The sequence below is a fragment of the Streptomyces sp. NPDC059247 genome (genome assembly GCF_042754005.1).
Taxonomy (GTDB): Bacteria; Actinomycetota; Actinomycetes; order Streptomycetales; family Streptomycetaceae; genus Streptomyces.
Genome location: NZ_JBHYZW010000027.1, coordinates 14,594 through 33,432 on the forward strand (window position 1 = coordinate 14,594; position 18,839 = coordinate 33,432).

16 protein-coding genes are annotated in these 18,839 nt (G+C 71.7%); 4 read left to right on the forward strand and 12 right to left on the reverse strand.

Features of this window, described 5'->3' with window-relative positions; all coding sequences use genetic code 11:
- Positions 1–98 precede the first annotated feature (98 nt).
- Positions 99–614, forward strand: coding sequence for a putative immunity protein (locus ACFXGN_RS29775; RefSeq protein WP_384865058.1), 516 nt, complete (start codon positions 99–101; stop codon positions 612–614).
- A 293-nt stretch (positions 615–907) separates the two neighbouring features.
- Positions 908–1,507: a choice-of-anchor C family protein gene (locus tag ACFXGN_RS29780; protein ID WP_384865060.1), complete on the forward strand. Its 600-nt coding sequence runs from the start codon at positions 908–910 to the stop codon at positions 1,505–1,507.
- 291 nt (positions 1,508–1,798) lie between these two features.
- Here the strand turns inward: ACFXGN_RS29780 and ACFXGN_RS29785 are convergent, their stop codons facing one another.
- The 3 genes from ACFXGN_RS29785 to ACFXGN_RS29795 form a co-directional block, all read right to left on the reverse strand.
- Entirely contained in the window at positions 1,799–2,344 is a 546-nt protein-coding gene (locus tag ACFXGN_RS29785) for an SMI1/KNR4 family protein (RefSeq protein ID WP_384865062.1), read from the reverse strand.
- Between the two features lie 228 nt (positions 2,345–2,572).
- On the reverse strand, positions 2,573–3,895 hold the full coding sequence (locus ACFXGN_RS29790) for an aminotransferase class V-fold PLP-dependent enzyme (protein WP_384865063.1): 1,323 nt from the start codon (positions 3,893–3,895) through the stop codon (positions 2,573–2,575).
- 323 nt (positions 3,896–4,218) lie between these two features.
- A complete protein-coding gene (locus tag ACFXGN_RS29795; RefSeq protein WP_384865065.1) occupies positions 4,219–5,451 on the reverse strand; it encodes an MFS transporter in 1,233 nt (410 codons plus the stop codon).
- A 90-nt stretch (positions 5,452–5,541) separates the two neighbouring features.
- On the opposite strand from ACFXGN_RS29795, the gene ACFXGN_RS29800 reads away from it, so the two are divergent.
- The gene (locus ACFXGN_RS29800; RefSeq protein ID WP_384865067.1) at positions 5,542–6,009 is read left to right on the forward strand and encodes a winged helix-turn-helix transcriptional regulator; all 468 of its coding nucleotides are present in this window, start codon (positions 5,542–5,544) and stop codon (positions 6,007–6,009) included.
- Positions 6,010–6,029: 20 nt separating this feature from the next.
- Here the strand turns inward: ACFXGN_RS29800 and ACFXGN_RS29805 are convergent, their stop codons facing one another.
- The 9 genes from ACFXGN_RS29805 to ACFXGN_RS29845 form a co-directional block, all read right to left on the reverse strand.
- Positions 6,030–6,548: a hypothetical protein gene (locus tag ACFXGN_RS29805; RefSeq protein ID WP_384865069.1), complete on the reverse strand. Its 519-nt coding sequence runs from the start codon at positions 6,546–6,548 to the stop codon at positions 6,030–6,032.
- 67 nt (positions 6,549–6,615) lie between these two features.
- The gene (locus ACFXGN_RS29810; RefSeq protein WP_384865071.1) at positions 6,616–8,277 is read right to left on the reverse strand and encodes a DUF885 domain-containing protein; all 1,662 of its coding nucleotides are present in this window, start codon (positions 8,275–8,277) and stop codon (positions 6,616–6,618) included.
- Positions 8,278–8,329: 52 nt separating this feature from the next.
- Positions 8,330–9,592: an acetyl-CoA carboxylase biotin carboxylase subunit family protein gene (locus ACFXGN_RS29815; RefSeq protein WP_384865073.1), complete on the reverse strand. Its 1,263-nt coding sequence runs from the start codon at positions 9,590–9,592 to the stop codon at positions 8,330–8,332.
- Positions 9,589–10,914: an acetyl-CoA carboxylase biotin carboxylase subunit family protein gene (locus tag ACFXGN_RS29820; RefSeq protein WP_384865075.1), complete on the reverse strand. Its 1,326-nt coding sequence runs from the start codon at positions 10,912–10,914 to the stop codon at positions 9,589–9,591. Before ACFXGN_RS29820 ends, ACFXGN_RS29815 begins: the two co-directional genes overlap by 4 nt.
- Positions 10,911–12,353: an ATP-grasp domain-containing protein gene (locus ACFXGN_RS29825; RefSeq protein ID WP_384865077.1), complete on the reverse strand. Its 1,443-nt coding sequence runs from the start codon at positions 12,351–12,353 to the stop codon at positions 10,911–10,913. Before ACFXGN_RS29825 ends, ACFXGN_RS29820 begins: the two co-directional genes overlap by 4 nt.
- 66 nt (positions 12,354–12,419) lie before the next feature.
- Positions 12,420–13,172: a hypothetical protein gene (locus tag ACFXGN_RS29830; protein WP_384865078.1), complete on the reverse strand. Its 753-nt coding sequence runs from the start codon at positions 13,170–13,172 to the stop codon at positions 12,420–12,422.
- A 53-nt stretch (positions 13,173–13,225) separates the two neighbouring features.
- Positions 13,226–13,525, reverse strand: coding sequence for a 2Fe-2S iron-sulfur cluster-binding protein (locus tag ACFXGN_RS29835; RefSeq protein WP_384865080.1), 300 nt, complete (start codon positions 13,523–13,525; stop codon positions 13,226–13,228).
- Positions 13,522–14,517 (reverse strand): NAD(P)/FAD-dependent oxidoreductase, encoded by a 996-nt coding sequence (locus ACFXGN_RS29840; RefSeq protein ID WP_384865081.1) that lies wholly within the window; start codon positions 14,515–14,517, stop codon positions 13,522–13,524. Before ACFXGN_RS29840 ends, ACFXGN_RS29835 begins: the two co-directional genes overlap by 4 nt.
- 496 nt (positions 14,518–15,013) lie before the next feature.
- The gene (locus ACFXGN_RS29845) at positions 15,014–15,940 is read right to left on the reverse strand and encodes a ParB N-terminal domain-containing protein (RefSeq protein ID WP_384865083.1); all 927 of its coding nucleotides are present in this window, start codon (positions 15,938–15,940) and stop codon (positions 15,014–15,016) included.
- A gap of 1,652 nt (positions 15,941–17,592) precedes the next feature.
- Here ACFXGN_RS29845 and ACFXGN_RS29850 point away from each other — a divergent pair.
- Entirely contained in the window at positions 17,593–18,777 is a 1,185-nt protein-coding gene (locus ACFXGN_RS29850) for a transposase (RefSeq protein WP_384865085.1), read from the forward strand.
- The last annotated feature ends 62 nt before the right edge of the window (positions 18,778–18,839 follow it).

Here is an 18,839-nt window from a genome sequence, read left to right on the forward strand (position 1 = left end):
ATCACCGATGCGGGCGGATCCGGGCGCGGTGGCCGACACCGCGCCGGGCGGGCTGCCGCCCGTACGACACGCCGATGCGGCGGAAAGGAAGACCGGCCATGATCCTTCCGAAGGTCAGGGACCCTCGATTCGTGACGATCCGCCGTGGCGGGACCCTCACCGATCCGGAGCACCACCTCCTCGCGCTCTGGGCGGCGGCTTGCGCGGAGCATGTGCTCGATCTCTTCGAGACGGTCCGGCCCGAGGACCCGCGCCCGCGCCAGGCGATCGAAGGCGCCCGCGCCTGGGCACGTGGCGAGGTCAGGATGATGGAGGCCCGCGCGGCGGGCGGCCACGCCATGGGCGCGGCCCGTGATCTGCGGGGCGCGGCCCGGCACGCGGCTTACGCCGCAGGTCAGGCCGGGGTCGTCGCGCATGTCGCAGCGCACGAACTCGGCGCCGCCGCCTACGCGATCAAGGCCGTGCGCGCTGCCGCTCCGGCGGACGGGAGCGAGGCCGCGGGACGTGCCGAGTGCCGGTGGCAGCGGGACCGGCTCCCGGACGGGATCCGCGAGCTGGTCCTCGACGACCAGCGGCTGCGGAACGACATCTGCTGGTCGGTGTTCGACTGCTGAGTACGTGTCGGGCGGGCGCCGGACCGTGCGGAACCGGGCCCCGGTGGCGGGCCCGGCCGAGGCCGACCGTACGGGTGCCGTGGCCGGAAACCGTCGGAATCGTGGTCGCCGCGCCGGTCGGTGTCCTCGATGCCGTGCGTCGCACCCGCTCGCGGAAGTCCGTCCGGCGCGTTCATGATCCCGCACCCCGCCCCGCACTTCCGCACGCCTGGGCACCAGCCCTCCCCCTCGCTCCGTGTCTGCCGTGACGCTGGCCGTGTCGTACGAGAACCCACCCTCTCCTGGAGGCAGTCATGGCAGTCTCTCGTTCCTCGCTCGTCGCCGCGGTCACCACGGCGCTCCTCGCGGCCGGTTCGGTCGTGGTCACGGCCACCCCGTCGGCGGCTGCCGTGAGCCGCTTCGACGACGGCAGTTTCGAGTACCCCACGGCTCCGGCGAACTCGTTCACCAATGTCGTCGCGGGGCAGTCGATCGGCCCGTGGAAGGTCGTCTCCGGGTCGGTGGACCTGATCGGCGCCGGGTTCTGGCAGGCGGCCGAGGGCGACCAGTCCGTGGACCTCAACGGCGCCCAGACGGGCGCGGTGTCACAGACCTTCTCCACGGTCGCGGGGCAGACGTACACGGTGACGTACGCGCTGGCCTCCAACACGGCGGGCGGGCCCACGGTGAAGACCGGGAAGGTCCTGGTCGACGGGCAGAACTTCCAGGACTTCTCCTTCGACTCCACCGGCAGGACGCCCGCCGCCATGGGGTACGTACGGCGGCAGCTGACGTTCGTGGCCAACGCGGCGACGACGACCCTGGGGTTCGCCAGCACGGTTCCCGGCGCCATGGGCCCCGTCATCGACGACGTCCGCGTCACCCTGTGCCCGCCGTGTTCCTGCGCCGAGTGACGCCCCGGCGGATCTGAACGGGGCCGGAGTCCTCTCCCCTCTCGTCTGAACGGGGCCGAGTCCTCTCCCCTCCCGTCTGAACGGGGCCGAGTCCTCTCCCCTCCCGTCTGAACGGGGCCGGAGTCCCCTCCCGGCCCGTCGCCTCGGTGGCCGTCCGACCCGGCCACCGGGGCGGTTCCGGGTCCCCTTCCTCGGCGGGAGGAGCCGAACTCCTCGAACCGCTCGTCCGTGAGGGGCCGTTCAGTCGGTGCGGTCAGGTCCGGCCGTGGCATCTCGCCGGTCCGGCCGCTGTCAGTCCCACCAGCCGTCGCCGAGTCGCCAGCGCCGGACCCACTCCAGGAAGCCGAACGCCTCCGGACCCGGATACGCGTAGGCGCCCGTCTCACCGACGAGCCAGATCCCGCCCCGCTGGGGACCGGTGACGACGAGCACCCAGTAGGCGAGTCCGTCGTCCGTGCCCAGCACGACGGAACCGTGCCCGAAGACATCGGCGACGCGCTCGTCGTGGTCCTCGGCGAGGGGACCGCCTTCCCAGGCCCATGTCTCCCGGAGCGGGAACGGCTTCGCGGGGCTCCGGTCGGCCCGGTGGGACCAGCCCGGCGCCGGTCGGCCCAGGGGCAGCAGACCACCGTCCTCCGGCGGCCCGAGCGAGGACCCGTCGGTGATCTCCGTGACCAGGCTCCGGTACGGCTCCGGGAGCACGACGCCGTTCTCGGCTTCCCACGCCGAGACGGCGTCGTAACCGAGGACCGGTTCCCGCCATTCGGGCGCGAACGCCGATCGCAGGAACTCCAGAGCGGCCTCGTCCGGACGCTGATCAGGTGATGCGACTGCCATGGCGCCATGCTCGCAGAACAGGGAACGGGGGCGGGCCGGGAGACCGTGCTGAGCCCGTGTCCGCGGCTCGGGGCCGGGGTCTTCGGTGTGACCGGCTTCCGTGGCGAGCGGCTTCCGTGGCGGAAGGCTCCGGCCGACGCGGGCGAGCCGTGCTCGGCGGCCTCTCCCGAGGTGTCGAGCACGGCTCGAAGGGGTGCGGGACCTCTCACCCCGTTTCCGGCACCGCTCTCAGGCCGCGGCCCCGGAGCCCTTCAGGGACCGGATGACCCTCAGGGCCAGCTCGATGTCCTCCGGGGAGTTGACGATGCCCGCCGACAGCCGCACATGGGGAACTCCGTACGGCGTGCTGTTGGCGATGACCCGGTTGTCGCGGAGGATCCTCGCCACGTCCTGCGGCTCGTAGCCCTCCACGTCGAAGGTGACGATGCCCGCGGACACCTCGGGGTCGAGGGGCGTGTGCAGCGTGACGTGACCCATCTCCTCCAGACCTTCCTTGATCTGGCTGTTCAGCTCCGCGATCCGGTCCTGGATGCGCTTGCGCCCGATCTGCCGGACGAAACGGAACGCCTCGGCGGCGGCCCACTGGTGCTCGTACGAGAAGAATCCGCCCGGACTGACCCATGCGGCCTCGGTGGGGCCGGACGGACGGCGGTCCTGCCGCCAGGCGGCGGACGTCTCCTTGCTCATCAGGCTGGGGATCGTCGGCTGGAGGAGCGCCCAGTTCTCCGCCTTCGCCCACATGATTCCCGTACCGCGCGGTCCGAGGATCCACTTGTGGGTGCCCGCGGAGAAGAAGTCGACGCCCATGCCCGCGACGTCCTCGTCCGCGACGCCGAAGCCGTGCACGCCGTCGACCACCAGCAGGATGCGGTCCTCCTCGGCGCGGTCCCGGTTCAGGTCCGCGATGGCGTCCGCGACCCTGGCCATCGGCAGCCGCACACCGGTGTTGGAGTGGACCCAGGCGACGCCGAACACCCGGGTGTGGGGGCGCACGGCGGCGCGGATGCGGGCGATGGCCTCGTCGGTGGAGAAGTCGCGCGAGGACTCGTAGAGCGAGATGGCGCGCATCGACGCGCCCCACTTCTCCGTGGCGAGGCGGATCGACTCGTGGTGCGGATAGAACTCGTGCGTGGTGGTCAGCACCTCCTGCCCCGGCTTCAGCCGCAGGCCGTTGTAGGTCAGTGCGAGACCCATGGTGGTGCTGCTGGTGAGGGCGATCTCGTGGGGCTGTCCGCCGACGTATTCGGCGGCTTCGGCGCACACCGCACGCCACAGTTTGTCCTCGTCACGGCCGAACATGTTGTCGTCGAGGAAGCTGTGCGGATTCTCGTCGAACGCCCGCCGGTAGTTCGTGATGGCGTCACGGACAGGGGTCGGGTTCGAGGCCAGATAGAAATTGGAGAGATGGGCGAGATCCGGCGAGAGGAGGAACTGTGCGCGGACGGACTTCCAGTCCTGCGGGTCGAACGGCTGGGGCGCGGTCTGCCGCGCGGCGGACGAGGAGTCCTCGACGCCGGAGTCGGCCGGGCCTGCGGGGTACGAAAGAGACACAGTTGCTCCTCGGATGCGCGGTCTGGAATTGCCTTTTTTATTGGGTGGAGCCGCGAGAAAGCTCTTCTGCTGTTTCCCGCTTTTGTTTCTTCGGTTGCTTTTTCGATTACTTGCGCTGAAGACCCTCTCGGCTCCTCAGTGAGATTAGGTCGCACCCGTTCGAGCGTCAAGGCTTTCATTCGGAACCGGAATTGAATTGGCCGACTTCATTCCGCCCTTTTTCCGGGTGCGCCGAAAAGCCCTTTCGGGCTCTCCGGAACGCGCGGGTCGACCGGGTCCGGGAGTTCGCGGGGAACTCCCGGACCGTTCGCCGTACGACCGGTCTAGACGGTCTCCGCCTTCTGCCGCTCCCCCTGGCCACGGCGGGCGCCGGCCGCTTCGGAGCGGGAGCCCGGGGACCTGGAGCCCCGGCCGCCGTCGACCGCCCAGACGATCAGCGCGCAGGCCGCGAATCCGGCCCCGAGCAGGCTCGAAGCGCCCCATCCGTAGGAGGTGAAGACGGAGGTGGTGGCGGCGGCGCCGAGGGCGGAGCCGAGCGAGTAGAAGACCATGTAGCCGCCGATGACGCTGCTGGTCCGCTCCGTGTGCGCGCTGGTGAGCATGTGCTGGTTGCTCACGTGCACGACCTGGACCGCGAAGTCGAGCACCACGATGCCGACGATGAGCAGCCACAGGGACCAGGGCAGTTGGGCGATCGCGGCCCAGGAGACGATGAGCAGGGCGAGCCCGAAGCCCGCGATCGGCACCGCCCGTCCCGCGTCCGCCCACCGTCCCGCACGGGCCGCGCCCAGCGCCCCGGCGAGCCCGGCGACGCCGAACAGTCCGATCTGGCTCTCGCTCAGATGCCACGGTCCGTCCGTCAGCGGCAGGGACAGGCCGCTCCACAGGGTGCCGAACGACGCGAACAGGAAGAACGCGATGAGGCCGCGCGTCAGGAAGAGCCGGTCCCCGAACAGTCCGCCGAACGCGACGACGGCCTGCCGGTATCCCGCGGGCCGGTGGGGACGCTCGTCGGACGGCAGGACGCGCAGGACGACGGCCGCGAGCACGAGCGCCAGCACGCCGAGCACGACGTAGATGCTGCGCCAGCCCCACTGCTCGGCCAGCACCCCGGTGACGACCCGCGCGCCGAGGATGCCCACCACCACGCCCGAGGTCACCACCCCGATGTTCCGCCCCCGCTCGGCGGGCGGCGAGACCGAGGCGGCGTAGGCGACCGTGGTCTGCACCACGACCGCGAACATCCCGGCCAGCGCGAGCCCCGCGAAGGCCATCCAGGCGGCCGACGCGGCGGCCGTGAGCACCAGGCCCGCCGCGGTGATCACCAGGTGCACCGCGATGAGCCGCCGCCTGTTGGCGACCACGTCGCCGAGCGGCACCAGCAGCACCAGGCCCGCCAGATAGCCGAACTGCCCGATCGAGACGATCCACCCCAGGTGTCCCGCCGACAGGCCGAGGCTCTCCCCCATCGGGGCCAGCACCGGCTGTGCGGCGTAGACGCTCGCCACCGCCACACCACACACGATCGCCAGCAGTAACCGTCGCCAGACGTCCATCGCACTCCCATCAAAAATGAGTAGCAAAGTGAAACTAATTCGACCGTAGGGCATGATGGTCTCAATTCGCAACTCATCACAGGAGGTGTCATGCCGCGCTCCTCCCCGGGCGCCCCGAGCCCCGCCTGGACCGATCCCGACTGCCCCGTCGCCCGCACCCTCGATCTCGTCGGCGACCGGTGGAGCCTCCTGGTCATCCGGGACGCGATGGACGGGGCACGCTCCTTCACCGAGTTCCAGCGGCGCACCGGCATCGCCCGCAACATCCTCAGCGACCGTCTCCGCAAGCTCGGCGCCCACGGGCTCCTCGCCCAGCGGACCGCCGCCACGGGCCGCCGCCTGGAGTACGTCCTCACCGACAGCGGGCGCGACCTCTTCCCGGTGCTGCTCGCCCTGCGCCAGTGGGGGGAGCACCACGCCTTCGATCCCGGCGAGCCCCACTCCACCCTGGTCGACGAGCAGGGCGTCCGCGTGCCGGACATCGCGCCGACCGGCGCCGACGGCGCCCCGCTCACCGCCGACACCACCCATGTGCGCAAGACCGGCGGCGAGCGGTGAGGGGGTCGCCGGGGTGACCGTCAGCGTCCGGGGGCCCGCGCGCTGAGCGACAGGGCGGGACCGGCGGGCTCGCGGGCCGCGCCCGTGGGCCAGACGACCTCCACCGGGATGCCCCGGGCGCGGGCGTACGCCACCATGTGGGCGGTGGCGTCCCGGCCGCTGGACGGCGAGCCGTCCCAGACGGCCAGCAGCCTGCCGCAGCCGCCGACGAGCTGTTCGTCCGCGCTCACACAGGCGTCCCGGTCCAGCGGGTCGAAGGGCAGCATCCGTATCCCCTCGGCCAGGGCCAGCAGCTCCCGGTGGGCCGCCCGGTCGCGGGGCGGAACCCCCGCGAAGACCCCGGAACGCTCCGGGAGCAGCACCACCAGACGCCGTCCCGCCTCCCGGACCGTCCGTCCGAACAGCAGGGGCAGTCCGGCGCCGGCGCGTACGAGTCCCGTCGCGTCGTCCGGCAGCCCCTCCAGGGACTTCCGCAGCTCGGCCCGTACCAGCTCCCAGGTGTCCGCCGTCAGGTCGGCGTGTCCCACTGCCGTGATCATCGGTTCGCTCGCCTCCCCGGCCCGTGGTGCGCTCGGGCCGTGTCCGTCCGGTCCACCGGCCGCGCGGTCACCCCGCACGGTCCGTACGCGTCAACTCGGCGCGCAGCAGGTCCAGGCCCATCGGCCCCAGGTTCAGGGCGTGTTGGTGGAACCGCTTGAGGTCGAAGCCGGCGCCGTCGCGGCGGCGGGCCGCTTCCCGGGAATCCAGCCACACCTTCTCCCCCAGCTTGTAGGCGAGGGCCTGGCCGGGGCGTCCCAGGTACCGGTCGATCTCGAACGCGACGAAACCCGCCGGGCCGAGACCGCAGTGCTCGGTGAGGAACGCGCGGGCGAGGCTCGGCGTCCACCGCTCCCCCTCGTGGAAGCCGGTTCCGGCCGGGACGCGGAGCCGCAGGTGCAGCCCGATGTCCAGGACGACCCGTGCGGCGCGCAGCAGTTGCCCGGTGGCCAGCAGGCCCAGCCGGTGGGCCGGGTCGGCGAAGTAGCCCAGCTCTTCCATCAGCCGTTCGGCGTACAGACCCCATCCCTCGCAGTGCCCCGGGTGCAGTTCGCACGACAGGCGCTGGAAGCGGTTGAGGGTGGTGGTGTTGAGGGTGGTCATACCCAGTTGCAGATGGTGGCCCGGGACCCCCTCGTGGAACATCGTGCCCGGCACCGTCCACGTCGGGACCGGCCCGTCCGGGTCGGTGCGCGTCCACCAGATCGTTCCGGGGCGGGACAGGTCCTCGCTGGGGGCCAGATAGACGGCGGGCCCGTCGCTGAGGGCGATCCGGCAGTCGATCCGCCGCAGGGGCTCGGGGACCGTGAAGTGCGTCCCGTCGAGATCGGCGATGGCGCCGTCGGCGAGCTCCTGGAGCCAGTCGCGGAACGCCGCCGCACCCCTGATCTGGTGGCGCGGGTCCCTGTCGAGCGCCGCGAGGACGGCCGGGACCGGCTCGCCCGGCGCGATCCGTGCGGCGGTCTCGGCCATCTCCCGCTGTATCCGGCCCAGTTCGTCCCAGCCCCAGGCGTAGGTGTCCCGCAGGTCCAGGCGGGTGCCGAGGAACTCCCTCACTCCCAGCCGGTAGCGGTCCTCGCCCACCGCGTCCGTCTCGGGCGCGTCCGGCGCGAGTTCCTCCGTCAGATACTCCGCGAACCGTGTCAGCGCCTCGTTCGCGGTGGCCGCGGCCCGGTCCAGGGCGCCCCGCAGGGCGCCGTCGCCGTGGCCGGTGGGCAGGCCCGCCAGATAGGGCCGCATGTCCCGGCACTCCCGGGCGTTGCGGACGACTTGACGGTACGGTGCGACCCTGCCGCCGCGCCGGGCGGCCTCCAGACCCTCGTACAGGCTGGTCAGTGCGCCCGGCACCGCTCGCAGCCGTGCCAGGAGCGCGTCCCAGGCGGTGTCGCGGCCCTGGTCGAGCAGCCCCACGGCCTGCCGTACGCGCTGGACCGGCCCGTCGAGGGTGTCGAGGAGCGTGCCGTACGCGTCGGCGTCGGCGAGCGCCACCTCGGTGGCCAGCCGCTCGCTGAGGACGGCCGCCGCGACGCGCTCCGCGTCTCCCGAGACCGGTGTGTCGGCGACCGTCTTCAGTGTGCGGCGGGCCAGTTCCGCCCGCTCCCACGCCGCCCGTGGGCCGAAGTCGGTCAGCCGCTCCTCCTGTCCGGCTACCCCCATCGCGGAGGCCAGGCACGGATCCAGTACGGCCGACTCGTCCACGTACCGGTCGGCGAGGTCGTTCAGCGCCGTCATGACCGGGGCCGGTTCGCGGGCGGGGCCGCCGTGGGAGGGAGGGGACGGTTCTTCATACCAGGACCTGTTCCGGTGTCGTCGGGGCGGCCGGACGGGTGCGGACCGCGAGGGAGTCGAACAGGCCGGCGATCCAGTCCCGGCTGTCCTCGGGGGTGTCGGCCGCCACGATGCCCGCGAGGACGGTCTCTCCCGCCTGGTAGGTGATGTGGTCGGGCAGCGGGGCGCCGGGCGGGAGCTCGTTCCAGGCGACCACCGACGGGGTGTCCCGGAAGCCGGCCACTCCGTCGAGGCCCCGGAACTCCCGTCCGGCCAGGTGGTGGCCGGGGCAGACGAACCAGCCGTAGCGGCGCGGCGCGGCGGGCGGCTCGGGGAGCGTCCCGGCGACGGGCTCGCCGAGCAGGGCGCGCAGCTCGTACGAGGGCAGGTGGACGCCGGTGGCCAGTTCGACGGTCGCCACCACGTCGGCGCCGCCCACCCGGTTGCCGACCTCGAGGAAGACCAGCTCTCCGTCCTGGACGATCGCCTCCAGGTGGAAGCTGCCGTCCTCGATCCGCACCGCGGCCAGGGCGCGGGACACCCAGGTGCGCGTCTCCTCGGAGAACCCGGTCTGGAACGATCCGAGCGGGCGGCCCTCGGCGTACTCCAGGCAGGTGCCCACGTACTCGCTCGCGCTGAGGAGCAGGACCTCGCCGCCCTGCACCAGGCCGTCGAAGTGCCGGATCGGCCCGGAGACGAACTCCTCGACCTCGAAGTCCGCCAGGTCGCGGCCCGCGTCGAGCCGGGTGACGCCGGTGCGGCCCGCACCGATCGCCTCGGCGGCCCGGCCCGGGGTGTCGAAGACGAGCACGTCCTCGCTGGACGCGCCGCGATGCGGTTTGAGGACGGTCCTGTCGTGCCAGGGGGCCTTGCCGTCCAGCGCGAGGAACTCCGGCAGGGCGAGGAAGCGGGGCACCCGCAGTCCGGCCTCCTCGACCGCCCGCTTCATCAGGACCTTGTCCCGGGCGAGCGCGACCTGGGCGGCGGGTGCGCCGGGGACGCCGAGGTGCTCGCGGAGCAGGGCGGCGTCGAGGAGTTCGTACTCCGACACCGAGATGACCCGGTCGAAGTCGCGGGGCCGGTCGGACAGCCAGTCCCTGGCCTCCTCGAAGGCCGGGCGGTCGCCCGGCCTGCTCACCCGTTCGCAGCGCAGGTCGGGGGGCAGGGTGTCCAGTGCCCGGTCGGTGCCGAAGTAGGTGACCTCGTGCCGGTCGTGGGAGATCCCCCGATGGTATTCGATCTTGAAGTAGGGCACGCGGTGCAGGATGAGGATCTTCATCGGGCCTTCCTGACGGGAGTGGGGACGGCGAGGGCGCGGTCCAGGGCGTCCAGCCAGGCCTCGCGCAGCGCGTGCACGACGGTGCGGATGTCGGTGCGGTCGCCGCGCAGGACGACACAGCCCTGCGCGGCGAAGTCCGCGTTGTCGCGGGCGACGGCGTGCAGATCGCGGCGCTCGGCCGACAGCCAGGAGAACTCCGTGACGGTCAGTTCGCCGTCGGCCAGGCCGAAGCGTTCGGCAGTGGCCCGGACGGCGTCCGGGAAGGGGGACGCGTCGGGCAGGACGTCGGCCGGGGAGAACGCGCGGTCGGTGCCGACGCCGAGGAGCACCGTCGCCGCCGAGCAGCCCGGGACGAGCCGCTCCACTCCGGCGGCCGTGCCGAAGGCCGTGTCGATCCAGCGGTGGTGCAGGTCGATCCCGTAGACCCAGCGGGCCAGCGACCAGATCTTCATGCCGCCCGGCCTGCGGTTGGGCTCCACCACGGCGGCGCTCAGACCGTCGTCGCTCAGCTTGATCTCGTTGTGGAACGGTCCGTCGCACTGGCCGACCAGGACGTTGGCCTGCCGTCCCGCCCGTTCCAGCGTCGCCCGCTCGTGCTCGTCCAGCCGGGCGGGCAGGACCTGGGCGACCTCGACCGGGTAGCGGCCGGTCGCGCTGATCTTCTCGGTGAGGAACTCCAGGGAGCCGAGGCCGTCGAAGGAGTACTCGCGCCGGTACGGAATGAGTTCCTCGCAGATCACCCCGCCCTCCAGATAGGGCAGGACCTCGGCGAACACCGCCGTCAGGTCGTCGCCCGCGCGGACCACGACGACCCCCCGGTTGTTGCCCTCCGCCGCGGGCTTGACGACGAAGCCGCCGGGGTGCTCGCGGGCGAAGGCCCTCAGCTGGTCGAGCGAGGCGATCTCGGCGAACGCGGGCACCATGATCCGCTGGGTTTCGAGGAGGTCGGCGACGCGTGCCTCGGTGAGCCGGTAGCGGTACTTGGAGAACGCCCCGTCGGCCAGTCGTGGCGAGTCGACCGGGACTCCCAGCCGCTCCAGCAGTTCGGCGCCGCTGTGCACGGCGTTGTCGGAGAAGACGATGCCCGCCCTGATCCGCTCGCGCCGGTCGCCGAGCAGTTTCTCGCCCATCTCGGCGAAGTCGTCGCGCAGCGGATCGAGGTCGAGCACCTCGTCGACGATGGAGCGGTCCGCCTCGGTGGGGTCGGCGCGGATGAGGACCACCGTGGCGCCGTGGTGGTCGCGCGTGTGGTCCCGCAGATGGCGGACCTCGTCGATCCGGCTCAGGTTGTAGTCGACGATGAGGAGGATCGGCCTGGTCATCCGTGCTCCTTCTCGTACACGATCTCGATGGCGTGCTCGGAGGCGGGCACGAGTCCGGGGAGGATCTCCTCGCGGTCGGCTCGTTCCATGCTCCAGAGCACCTGGCCGAGGAACACCTCGCGCGCGGAACGCGGCACGACGTCGCCGGGCTCGAGCAGGATGTGCGAGAGGACCGGCGGGAGGGGGAGGTCGTCGTTCAGGCCCACCGCGCGGATGGTCCCGGGGTCGGCGAAGAAGACACGGAAGAACGTCGCGTGCCGTCCCTGCGGGGAGCCGTCCGCCGTGTACGACAGGCGCTTCAGTTCCGTACGGAATCCGGCCGGGCGACGGGCGGTGAGCAGGGAGTCCAGCCAGAGGTCGAGCAGACCGGGGCCGCCGGTCAGCGCCGCCACGCTGGGCGAGATCAGGCTGCCGCCGACCCGTGGGTTGACCTCGATCAGGTCCCAGCCGGACGGGGAGTGCCGCGCCTCGACGTGGAAGCAGCCCCATGCGAGGTCGAGGACGTCCAGCACGTCCCCCACCCAGCGCATCCCGGCGGCGGTCTCGTCCCGCGACAGGCTCGTGGGCGGGCTGACGCAGGCGTCTTCGAGGACGGTATCCGCCGTCTCGGTCACCTCGCACTTCTCGTGCACGGCCACCACGTGCGGCTCGCCGTCGACGACGACCACCTCGAAGCTGAACTCGCGCCCCTGTACGTAGTCCTCGACGAGGAACTCCACCCCGGGGGTGACGTCTTGGTCCGGGTACGTCGTCTCCGGGCCGGGGTACGTCTCCGGGCTGGTGGCCAGGTCGGCCGGCGGGCGCCGATCCGTCGCGCCGGGATCCGGTCGGGTGGTGAAGACGCTGGAGTAGACCGTGTCGGACCGGGCTTCGGCGGCGATGCGTTCCAGGTCGGCCCAGGTCGTGTCGGCGGTGAGGGGGAACGTCCCGAAGGAGGCGATGCCGCTGACCGGCTTCACGAAGTAACGGCCGCCGTCGCGCTTCCGTTCGGCGAGCGTCTCGGCGGTGAGCGCGGACGCCCGGCCCCGGCTGAGGCCGGCGTCGGCGAGGCGGTTGCGCAGGGTCAGTTTGTCGCGCAGCTCCAGGACCTGCTTCTCGTCCAGGTCCGGCACTCCCAGGCGGGCGTTGGCCAGCGCCATCAAGTGCCGGTAGCCCTCCCATACGGTGAGGCAGCAGCGCACTTCGGCGCCCGTGGCCCGCAGCCGGTCGAGGTGCTCCTCGACGTCGTGCGGGGTCAGGACGTGTCCGGCCGTCACATGGACGTCGGCGGCGAGGTCGGCCAGCGCCGCCGGCCGGGACTCCTGGTGCTGCGGCTCGGGCAGGGAGCTGAGCACGTAGCACTCCAGCCCCCGTGCCGCGACCGTGCCGACGAGGTCCTCCATGAACGAGAACCCGACGTGGCTGAGCAGCAGCACCCCTCTGGCATTTCCGGTATTCAATCCGGCCTCCTCACCGGCGGGCGGGGGCGCGGCGCGGTCCGCGCCGCGCCCCCGCTGGAACAGGGATCAGGCCGGCTGCTGTTCGGCCTTGGCGACGGTGTCCAGGTACAGCTCCTCGAAGTACTGCGCCAGGATCGTCTGGTGCTCGCGGAGGTACCGCTTGAACGAGGCGATGTCCTCGTCGCTGCGCAGCAGGTGCCGGACGGCCGCCCAGACCTCGCCGGGGTGGTCGTCGTTGATGTCGGTGTGGGAGTGGTTGATCTGGCCGCCGATGTTGTCCTCGCCGACCGACTTCTTCAGCGCCTCCAGCTTCCTGGGCTCCAGCTTCACGTTCACGTACTCGACGAGGTAGGAGTACGCGACGACGCCGAGCGGGCCCTCGTGGTCCAGGAGGTAGGAGAAGTAGCCGGTCAGCAGCTTGGTCGACAGATAGGGCTCGGTGGCCAGGAACTGCTCGCGCGTGACGCCGATCTTCTCCAGGTCGGTGATGAACAGTTCGTCGTGGAGCATCTCCTCCTGCTCGTAGTTGGCCCAGACCTGCGCCGCCTCGGGGCTGCGCTTGGCTATCTCCACCAGCGCCTTGGCCTCGGAGACGCGCAGCAGCCGGATGCGCCAGGCGGTCTCGATCAGGTTCCGCTTGTAGTACTCGGAGTCGACGTTCCTGCCTTCGAGGTGTGCGGCCTCGGGAACGTTGGCGTACCACTCGAGGACCTGCTGGTCGAGCTGCTCGTCGATCTCGGCGCGGAGCTGCGCCGAGGCGGTCGAGCTGAGGAACCGGGTGCGGTCCCCGTAACCGGCGTTGGTCACGCGGTTCGGCATGGTCAACCTTTCTTTTCTTTTCGGGACGCTCGGACGTTCGGTGCGAGCGGTTCTCAGGGGGCGTCGGTGACGCGAACGGTCGCGTCGCCCCGCAGTCGGCACTGGCAGGCGAGTCGGTGGGAGCCGCCGGTCCGGCCGAGGTCTTCCAGGAAGTCGAGTTCGTCGTGGTCGGGTTCGCCGAGGTTGCCGAAGCCCTCCAGCACCTCGATGACGCACGCGCCGCACGATCCCGAGCGGCATCCGAACGGGATGAGCCGCTGGGAGGTCTCGTACTCGACTTCGGTGAGGAGGGAGCCCGAGGGCAGCAGGATCTCGGTGCCCGTCGGAAGGATCGTCAGTTTTTTCATGGTCATGACAGCAGTGCGCCGTCCGTGTCGGTGGAGTGCTCCGGCGCGAGACGGGAGCCGGGGCGCAGTTCGACCGCCGCGTGGTTGGCGGCGGTCGCCGCTTCTCCGAAGCCCACCGAGATGAGCGGAACACGGCCCTCGTAGGAACAGATGTCGCCGACCGCGTAAACTCCCGGAAGATTCGTCCGCATCGCCGTGTCCACCATGATCTGGCGATTTTCCATCCGGAGTCCCCAATCGGCGATCGGGCCCAGGTTGGTGATGAATCCCAGGGCCGCGACAAGGGCCTGTGCGGGAAGGGTGAATTCCTCCGCACCGTTATGGACGCGCACTTCTTCGAGGCTTTCGGCACCGTGGCAGGCGGTCACCCGCGCATCGGTCAGGACCCGAATTCCGGTCGCGTACATCTGCTTGACGCCGTGCTCGTGGGCGCGGAAGGCCGAGCGCCGGTGGACGACGGTGACGGACCGTGCGATCGGTGCGAGGGCGAGGGCCCAGTCGACCGCGCTGTCGCCGCCGCCCACGATCATCACGTCGCGGTCCCGGTGCTCGTCGAGCCGTGGCACGTGATGTGCCACGCCGCGCCCCTGGTAGGGCCCCAGGCAGGGCAGGGTGCGGGGGACCGAGCGACCCAGTCCCGCCGCGATCACGACGGCCCCCGCCCGTACCCTCGTGCCGTCCTCCAACCGGATCGTCCAGCCGCTGACCTGGTCCGGCGTCAGGGAGACCGCCGTCCGGCCGAGCAGATAGCGGGGCTGGAACGGTGCCACCTGGGCGACGAGTCCGTCCACCAGGTCCCGGCCCCGGACCGCGGGGTGCCCCGCGATGTCGTAGATCTTCTTCTCCGGGTACAGGGCCGCGATCTGGCCGCCCGGCTCCGGCAGCGCGTCGACCAGCACGCTGGAAAGCCCTCGGAAGCCCGCGCAGTAGGCGGCGTACAGGCCGGCCGGGCCCGCTCCGACCACAGCCACGTCCGCGCTCGTCCCGGTGCCGGCCACGGTCTTCTCCTCTCGAACTCCCGCTTGGTCCATCCTGAACTCCAGGCCTTTCTGGCGTTAGGTCGAACAGCTCGGCTGCCTCGATGAAGCGGCCGGGTCATCCTCTTGACGATCGGAAATCATTTCCTCCTGTCGTTCGGCATTCTCATGCCCGACACAAGAGCCCTTCGGTGATTTATCTGCCGGATCCAGTTCGGCTCACCACCGAGCGCCATTTCATAATTCAGGGGCCCGCCCATGCCGTCAAGAAAAGGCCTCGGAACTCCGTCCGTACCGATGGCCGGACGGAATCGGGAAGCGGTTCCCGGGGCCGGGCGGGTGCGTGGCGGACGCGTGGGCGGGCCGTCGCGCCGGGAGGCGGCCTCAGGTCCGAGCAGGGCCCGAGCAGGAAGCGGATAGGGCCCGAGCGGGACGCGGGTAGCGCATGGGCGGGCCGTCGTGTCCGTCGGGAGCCGTCGCGCCACCGCCTTCGGCGTCCCGGTTCCCGTGCGCCCTCCTACTCGGTCACGTCGCCCACGGCCCGGTCCAGCGCGGTGGCGAACCGCTGCCATTCGAGGGCGTAGGAGTTGGCCAGGTCCGCGACAGCGACAGCGCAGTGCGGCGGCACCGCGGCCATCAGCTGCCGCCCCACTTCGAGGTCCGGCGCGCGTTCGTTCAGCCAGCGCAGCAGCGCGCGCCCGGACTCGGTGAGCCTGAGGGACGGGTCCTTCGCCAGGGTCTCGGCCCGCCGCGCGCGACCGCGCTCCGCGCACCGGGCGCCCGCCGGATTCCCGCTGCCGCCCGCCGGGTCGCGGTCCCGGACCTCTCGTCCGGCTGCCGTTCGTGGCGGCGAGCCCTCCTCGTCGCGCCGCATCCGCTGCCGGACCTCGCACGCGGTGCTGACCGACACTCCCGCGCTGGCGGCGGTCTCGTGGAGCGTGGCGCCGGGATGTTCGGCGAGGAACACGCGTGCGGCCTCCCGGCGTTGCGCCGCGTCGAGCGGACGGGTGCGGCCGTCCTCACCGACCCGGACCTTCGACTGAGGAACTTCCTCAGTCGAAGTCCGCCGGACGGCGCCCACGGTCTTGGGCGACAGCCGGGTGATGCGGGCGATCGCCCGGTCCGACAGATCCGGGTGGGAGGTGAGGATGCGCCTGGTCGCGGCCCTTCTGTCCGCCAGCGTCAGGGGCAGACCGTGGCTGACGTTGGCCGCCACGGAGTGCAGGAACACCTCGCTGGCCGGTCCGTCCAGGTAGCGGACCGGGATCGTCTCCTCTCCCTGGAGCCTGGCGGCCTGGAGCCGATGCATCCCGTCGACCACGCGACGGGTGTCCCGGTGCACCAGGATCGGCTGGATGTCACCCTGCGCGAGGACCTCCACGTGATCCGGGCTCGTCCCGCCCAGCCGTGGTGAGTCGGCGGCCACCAGGGAGGACAGCGCCACCAGGTCGATTCCGGAACACTCGTCCCCCCTCGTGTTCTCAAGATCCTGAACTGTCGCCTTCAGCCGGTCCGCCAGGCGGGTGGGGGGTGGGGTGTCCGCAAGATCTAAAGGCACCGCAGGTCTACTTTCTGTCCGGTCTTCCGCAGGTTGGGGTCACAGGTGCCGGGAGACGCGCCGACGGCTCCGGTCGACGTGGTCTCCGGCTCGTGGGGGGGGGTGCCGTGCAGGTGGCGCAGAGAAGTGATCACGCCGGGGTGGGGACGCGATGACGTCCCTCCTCCACACGGTGCGGAAGAGGGACGGGAGGTCACGCCCGGCATCGTCCGGCATCGCCGGGCGGACGCTTCGGACGGTGGCCCGACTGTGCGACGCGCTGGGCCGGGGACGTGCCGGGCGGCCGGGTCCGCGATCGGGGACCCACGGACGGCGGCGTACGCGCCCGGCCGGCACGCGGAAGGACGGCGGCTTCCCGCCCACCGCGCCACGGGGAACGGGCGGGCTCCGCCCGTCGGTTACGAGGCGGGGCGCGGGGGCGAGGAGACGGTCAGGGCCTGTCGTCCGGTGTGCGCGGCGGCGCTTCGGCGCGTGGCGGCGCTTCGCTGTGCGGGTTCGCCCCGGCGTGCCGCTCCACCCTGGGCGGACAGGTGAAGAGGGTGTCGGTGAAGGGTGGGAGTCGGGTGGTGTGTCGGGGTTGGGTGGGTGTGGTGGGTGTGGGGTCGTGCAGCAGTGTCATCGGGCGTTCCCTCCCATGCGATGTACCGCTGTCCCCGTGTGGTGTGCGAGTGGTTCGGCCTCCGGGGACGGGGGATTCCCCGGAGGCCCAGCAGAGCCAAGCATAAAGAGCGCTATTTATGCTTGGAGCGGCGACAGGCGTGTCACGACTTGACCAACTTCGTCGGCGCGAACCACCTCGGCGCCGCGAGCGGCCGACCACCGCCGACCAGGCGTACGCGCGCCATCGCGCCGGAAGGCCACAGGCCTTGGACCGGCGGCTACGGACGGAGAACCCCGAGCGCGCCGAAGGCGTCCGCCACCTCACGCGAGCCCCTCGCGCATCCCCAGCCCCGGCAGCCCACATCGACTCGCCGAAAGGGGAAGCGGGTCGGTTTCGGCCGCCGACCCGACCGGAAGGCGCCAGACTACGCACACCCGGCGACGACAGGGCGACTCCGCCCATCCGGCGCCGTGGACAAGACGACTCCGCCCGTCCGGCACCGCACGCGAGGCGGCTCCCGGCGCGGGCAGGGGCAGGGGCAGGGGCAGGGGCAGGGGCAGGGAAACAGAACACGACCCAGCCCCGCCCCGCCACACTCCACCCGAAGGCCGACCCGCCCTCGACAACCGGGCCCGGCGCGACAAGAGCCGGGCCCGGCACACGGCCACGAAGTGCCGCACTCGCGGGCTTCGCGGGACGCCGACCCGCTTTCCGTACGCGACAGAGGCCGGGACCCACGCCGTCACCACCGCCCCAACCCAACCGCGCGCGAACGGACTTGGCCAAGTCGCCCCGTAGCCCACCCCTCCTAGCCGAACATAAATAGCGCTCTTTATGCTTGGCTCTGCTGGGCCTCCGGGGAATCCCCGTCCCCGGAGGCCGAACCACCCGCACACCACACGGGGACAGCGGTACATCGCATGGGAGGGAACGCCCGATGACACTGCTGCACGACCCCACACCCACCACACCCACCACACCCACCACACCCACCCAACCCCGACACACCACCCGACTCCCACCCTTCACCGACACCCTCTTCGACTGCCTCCCCCGGGCGGACCAGCGCAAATGGGCGCACCTCTACGTCGAGGCGCTGCTGCGGACACCGGGGAAGAAGTCGCCGAGGCGGCTGGCGGAGTCCATCAGCGACTCCCCGACGGCCTCGCAGGCACTGCACCAGTTCGTGAACGCCAGCCCCTGGGACTGGATGGCGACGCGTCAGGCGCTGCTCCGCCGGGTCGCGCGGACCGGTGCGGCGGTGACGTCCTGGACCCTGGCCCCCGCCTTCATCCCGAAGCGCGGCGACCACTCCGCCGGAGTCCACCGCAGGTTCGACCCCTTGCTGGGCCGGCTGTCGAACGGTCAGCTCGGCCTCGTCGTACTGGCCTCGGGCGAGCACGGGCCGCTGCCCGTCGACTGGAACCTGTACATCCCACGCGGGTGGACGAGGGCGCGGCGGTCCAAGGCCCGGGTGCCGGACGACATCACCGGGCCCCTGTGGTCGCAGGCCTCGGAACTCCTGGGACGAGCGCCCCTGTGGCATCCTGGCGCACATGCCCCCGTCACGGCCGAACTGTCGTGGTTACCGGACCGCGAGGCCTTCCTCGCCCAGTTGGCGCGGAGCGAGCAGCCCTTCGTGGTGGAGGTCCCCGACACCGTGCGCGTCCTGCCCGGGGCCGTCCCGTCCGTCAACTGGCCGACGCTCACCGTCCGGCAGATCCTCATGGGCCCGACCGCCGCCGGAGAGGACCGGCAGCACATCCTCTCCCTCCCGGTGTCCCTCCCCGGCTCCTCGTCGGGACACGTCCGGCTGCGGTTGCTCGTCCGGCGTCGGCCGCGCGGCTCGACACGGACGTGGCTGACGAACATGGTCGACCGGCGGCTGCCCGACCTGCTGCCCCTGATGCGACAGCCGGGGCTGGCCGCGAACGTGGTCGACACCCTGAACGGAGACTTCGGGCTCCAGGACTTCGAGGGCCGGTCGTACCCGGGATGGCACCACCACACCACACTGGTGTCCGCCGCCTTCGCGTACTCCCGGCTCCGTGGCCGCCCCGTCCCGGACGGAGACGGACTCAGCGACCGCTCTTCCCCTCACGGCGACGGGCTCTGTGACTGAGTGACGAGCACGCCGGTCGTTCGCGGCACGGCCGCCCGGTCCCACGGGGGCGCCGCCGCTTC

Bases quoted from the DNA above. Each gene is read 5' to 3' on its own strand.
- ACFXGN_RS29775 (WP_384865058.1), top strand. From the start codon at position 99: ATGATCCTTCCGAAGGTCAGGGACCCTCGATTCGTGACGATCCGCCGT.
- ACFXGN_RS29780 (WP_384865060.1), top strand. From the start codon at position 908: ATGGCAGTCTCTCGTTCCTCGCTCGTCGCCGCGGTCACCACGGCGCTC.
- ACFXGN_RS29785 (WP_384865062.1), bottom strand. From the start codon at position 2,344: ATGGCAGTCGCATCACCTGATCAGCGTCCGGACGAGGCCGCTCTGGAG.
- ACFXGN_RS29795 (WP_384865065.1), bottom strand. From the start codon at position 5,451: ATGGACGTCTGGCGACGGTTACTGCTGGCGATCGTGTGTGGTGTGGCG.
- ACFXGN_RS29800 (WP_384865067.1), top strand. From the start codon at position 5,542: ATGCCGCGCTCCTCCCCGGGCGCCCCGAGCCCCGCCTGGACCGATCCC.
- ACFXGN_RS29805 (WP_384865069.1), bottom strand. From the start codon at position 6,548: ATGATCACGGCAGTGGGACACGCCGACCTGACGGCGGACACCTGGGAG.
- ACFXGN_RS29810 (WP_384865071.1), bottom strand. From the start codon at position 8,277: ATGACGGCGCTGAACGACCTCGCCGACCGGTACGTGGACGAGTCGGCC.
- ACFXGN_RS29815 (WP_384865073.1), bottom strand. From the start codon at position 9,592: ATGAAGATCCTCATCCTGCACCGCGTGCCCTACTTCAAGATCGAATAC.
- ACFXGN_RS29820 (WP_384865075.1), bottom strand. From the start codon at position 10,914: ATGACCAGGCCGATCCTCCTCATCGTCGACTACAACCTGAGCCGGATC.
- ACFXGN_RS29830 (WP_384865078.1), bottom strand. From the start codon at position 13,172: ATGCCGAACCGCGTGACCAACGCCGGTTACGGGGACCGCACCCGGTTC.
- ACFXGN_RS29835 (WP_384865080.1), bottom strand. From the start codon at position 13,525: ATGACCATGAAAAAACTGACGATCCTTCCGACGGGCACCGAGATCCTG.
- ACFXGN_RS29850 (WP_384865085.1), top strand. From the start codon at position 17,593: ATGACACTGCTGCACGACCCCACACCCACCACACCCACCACACCCACC.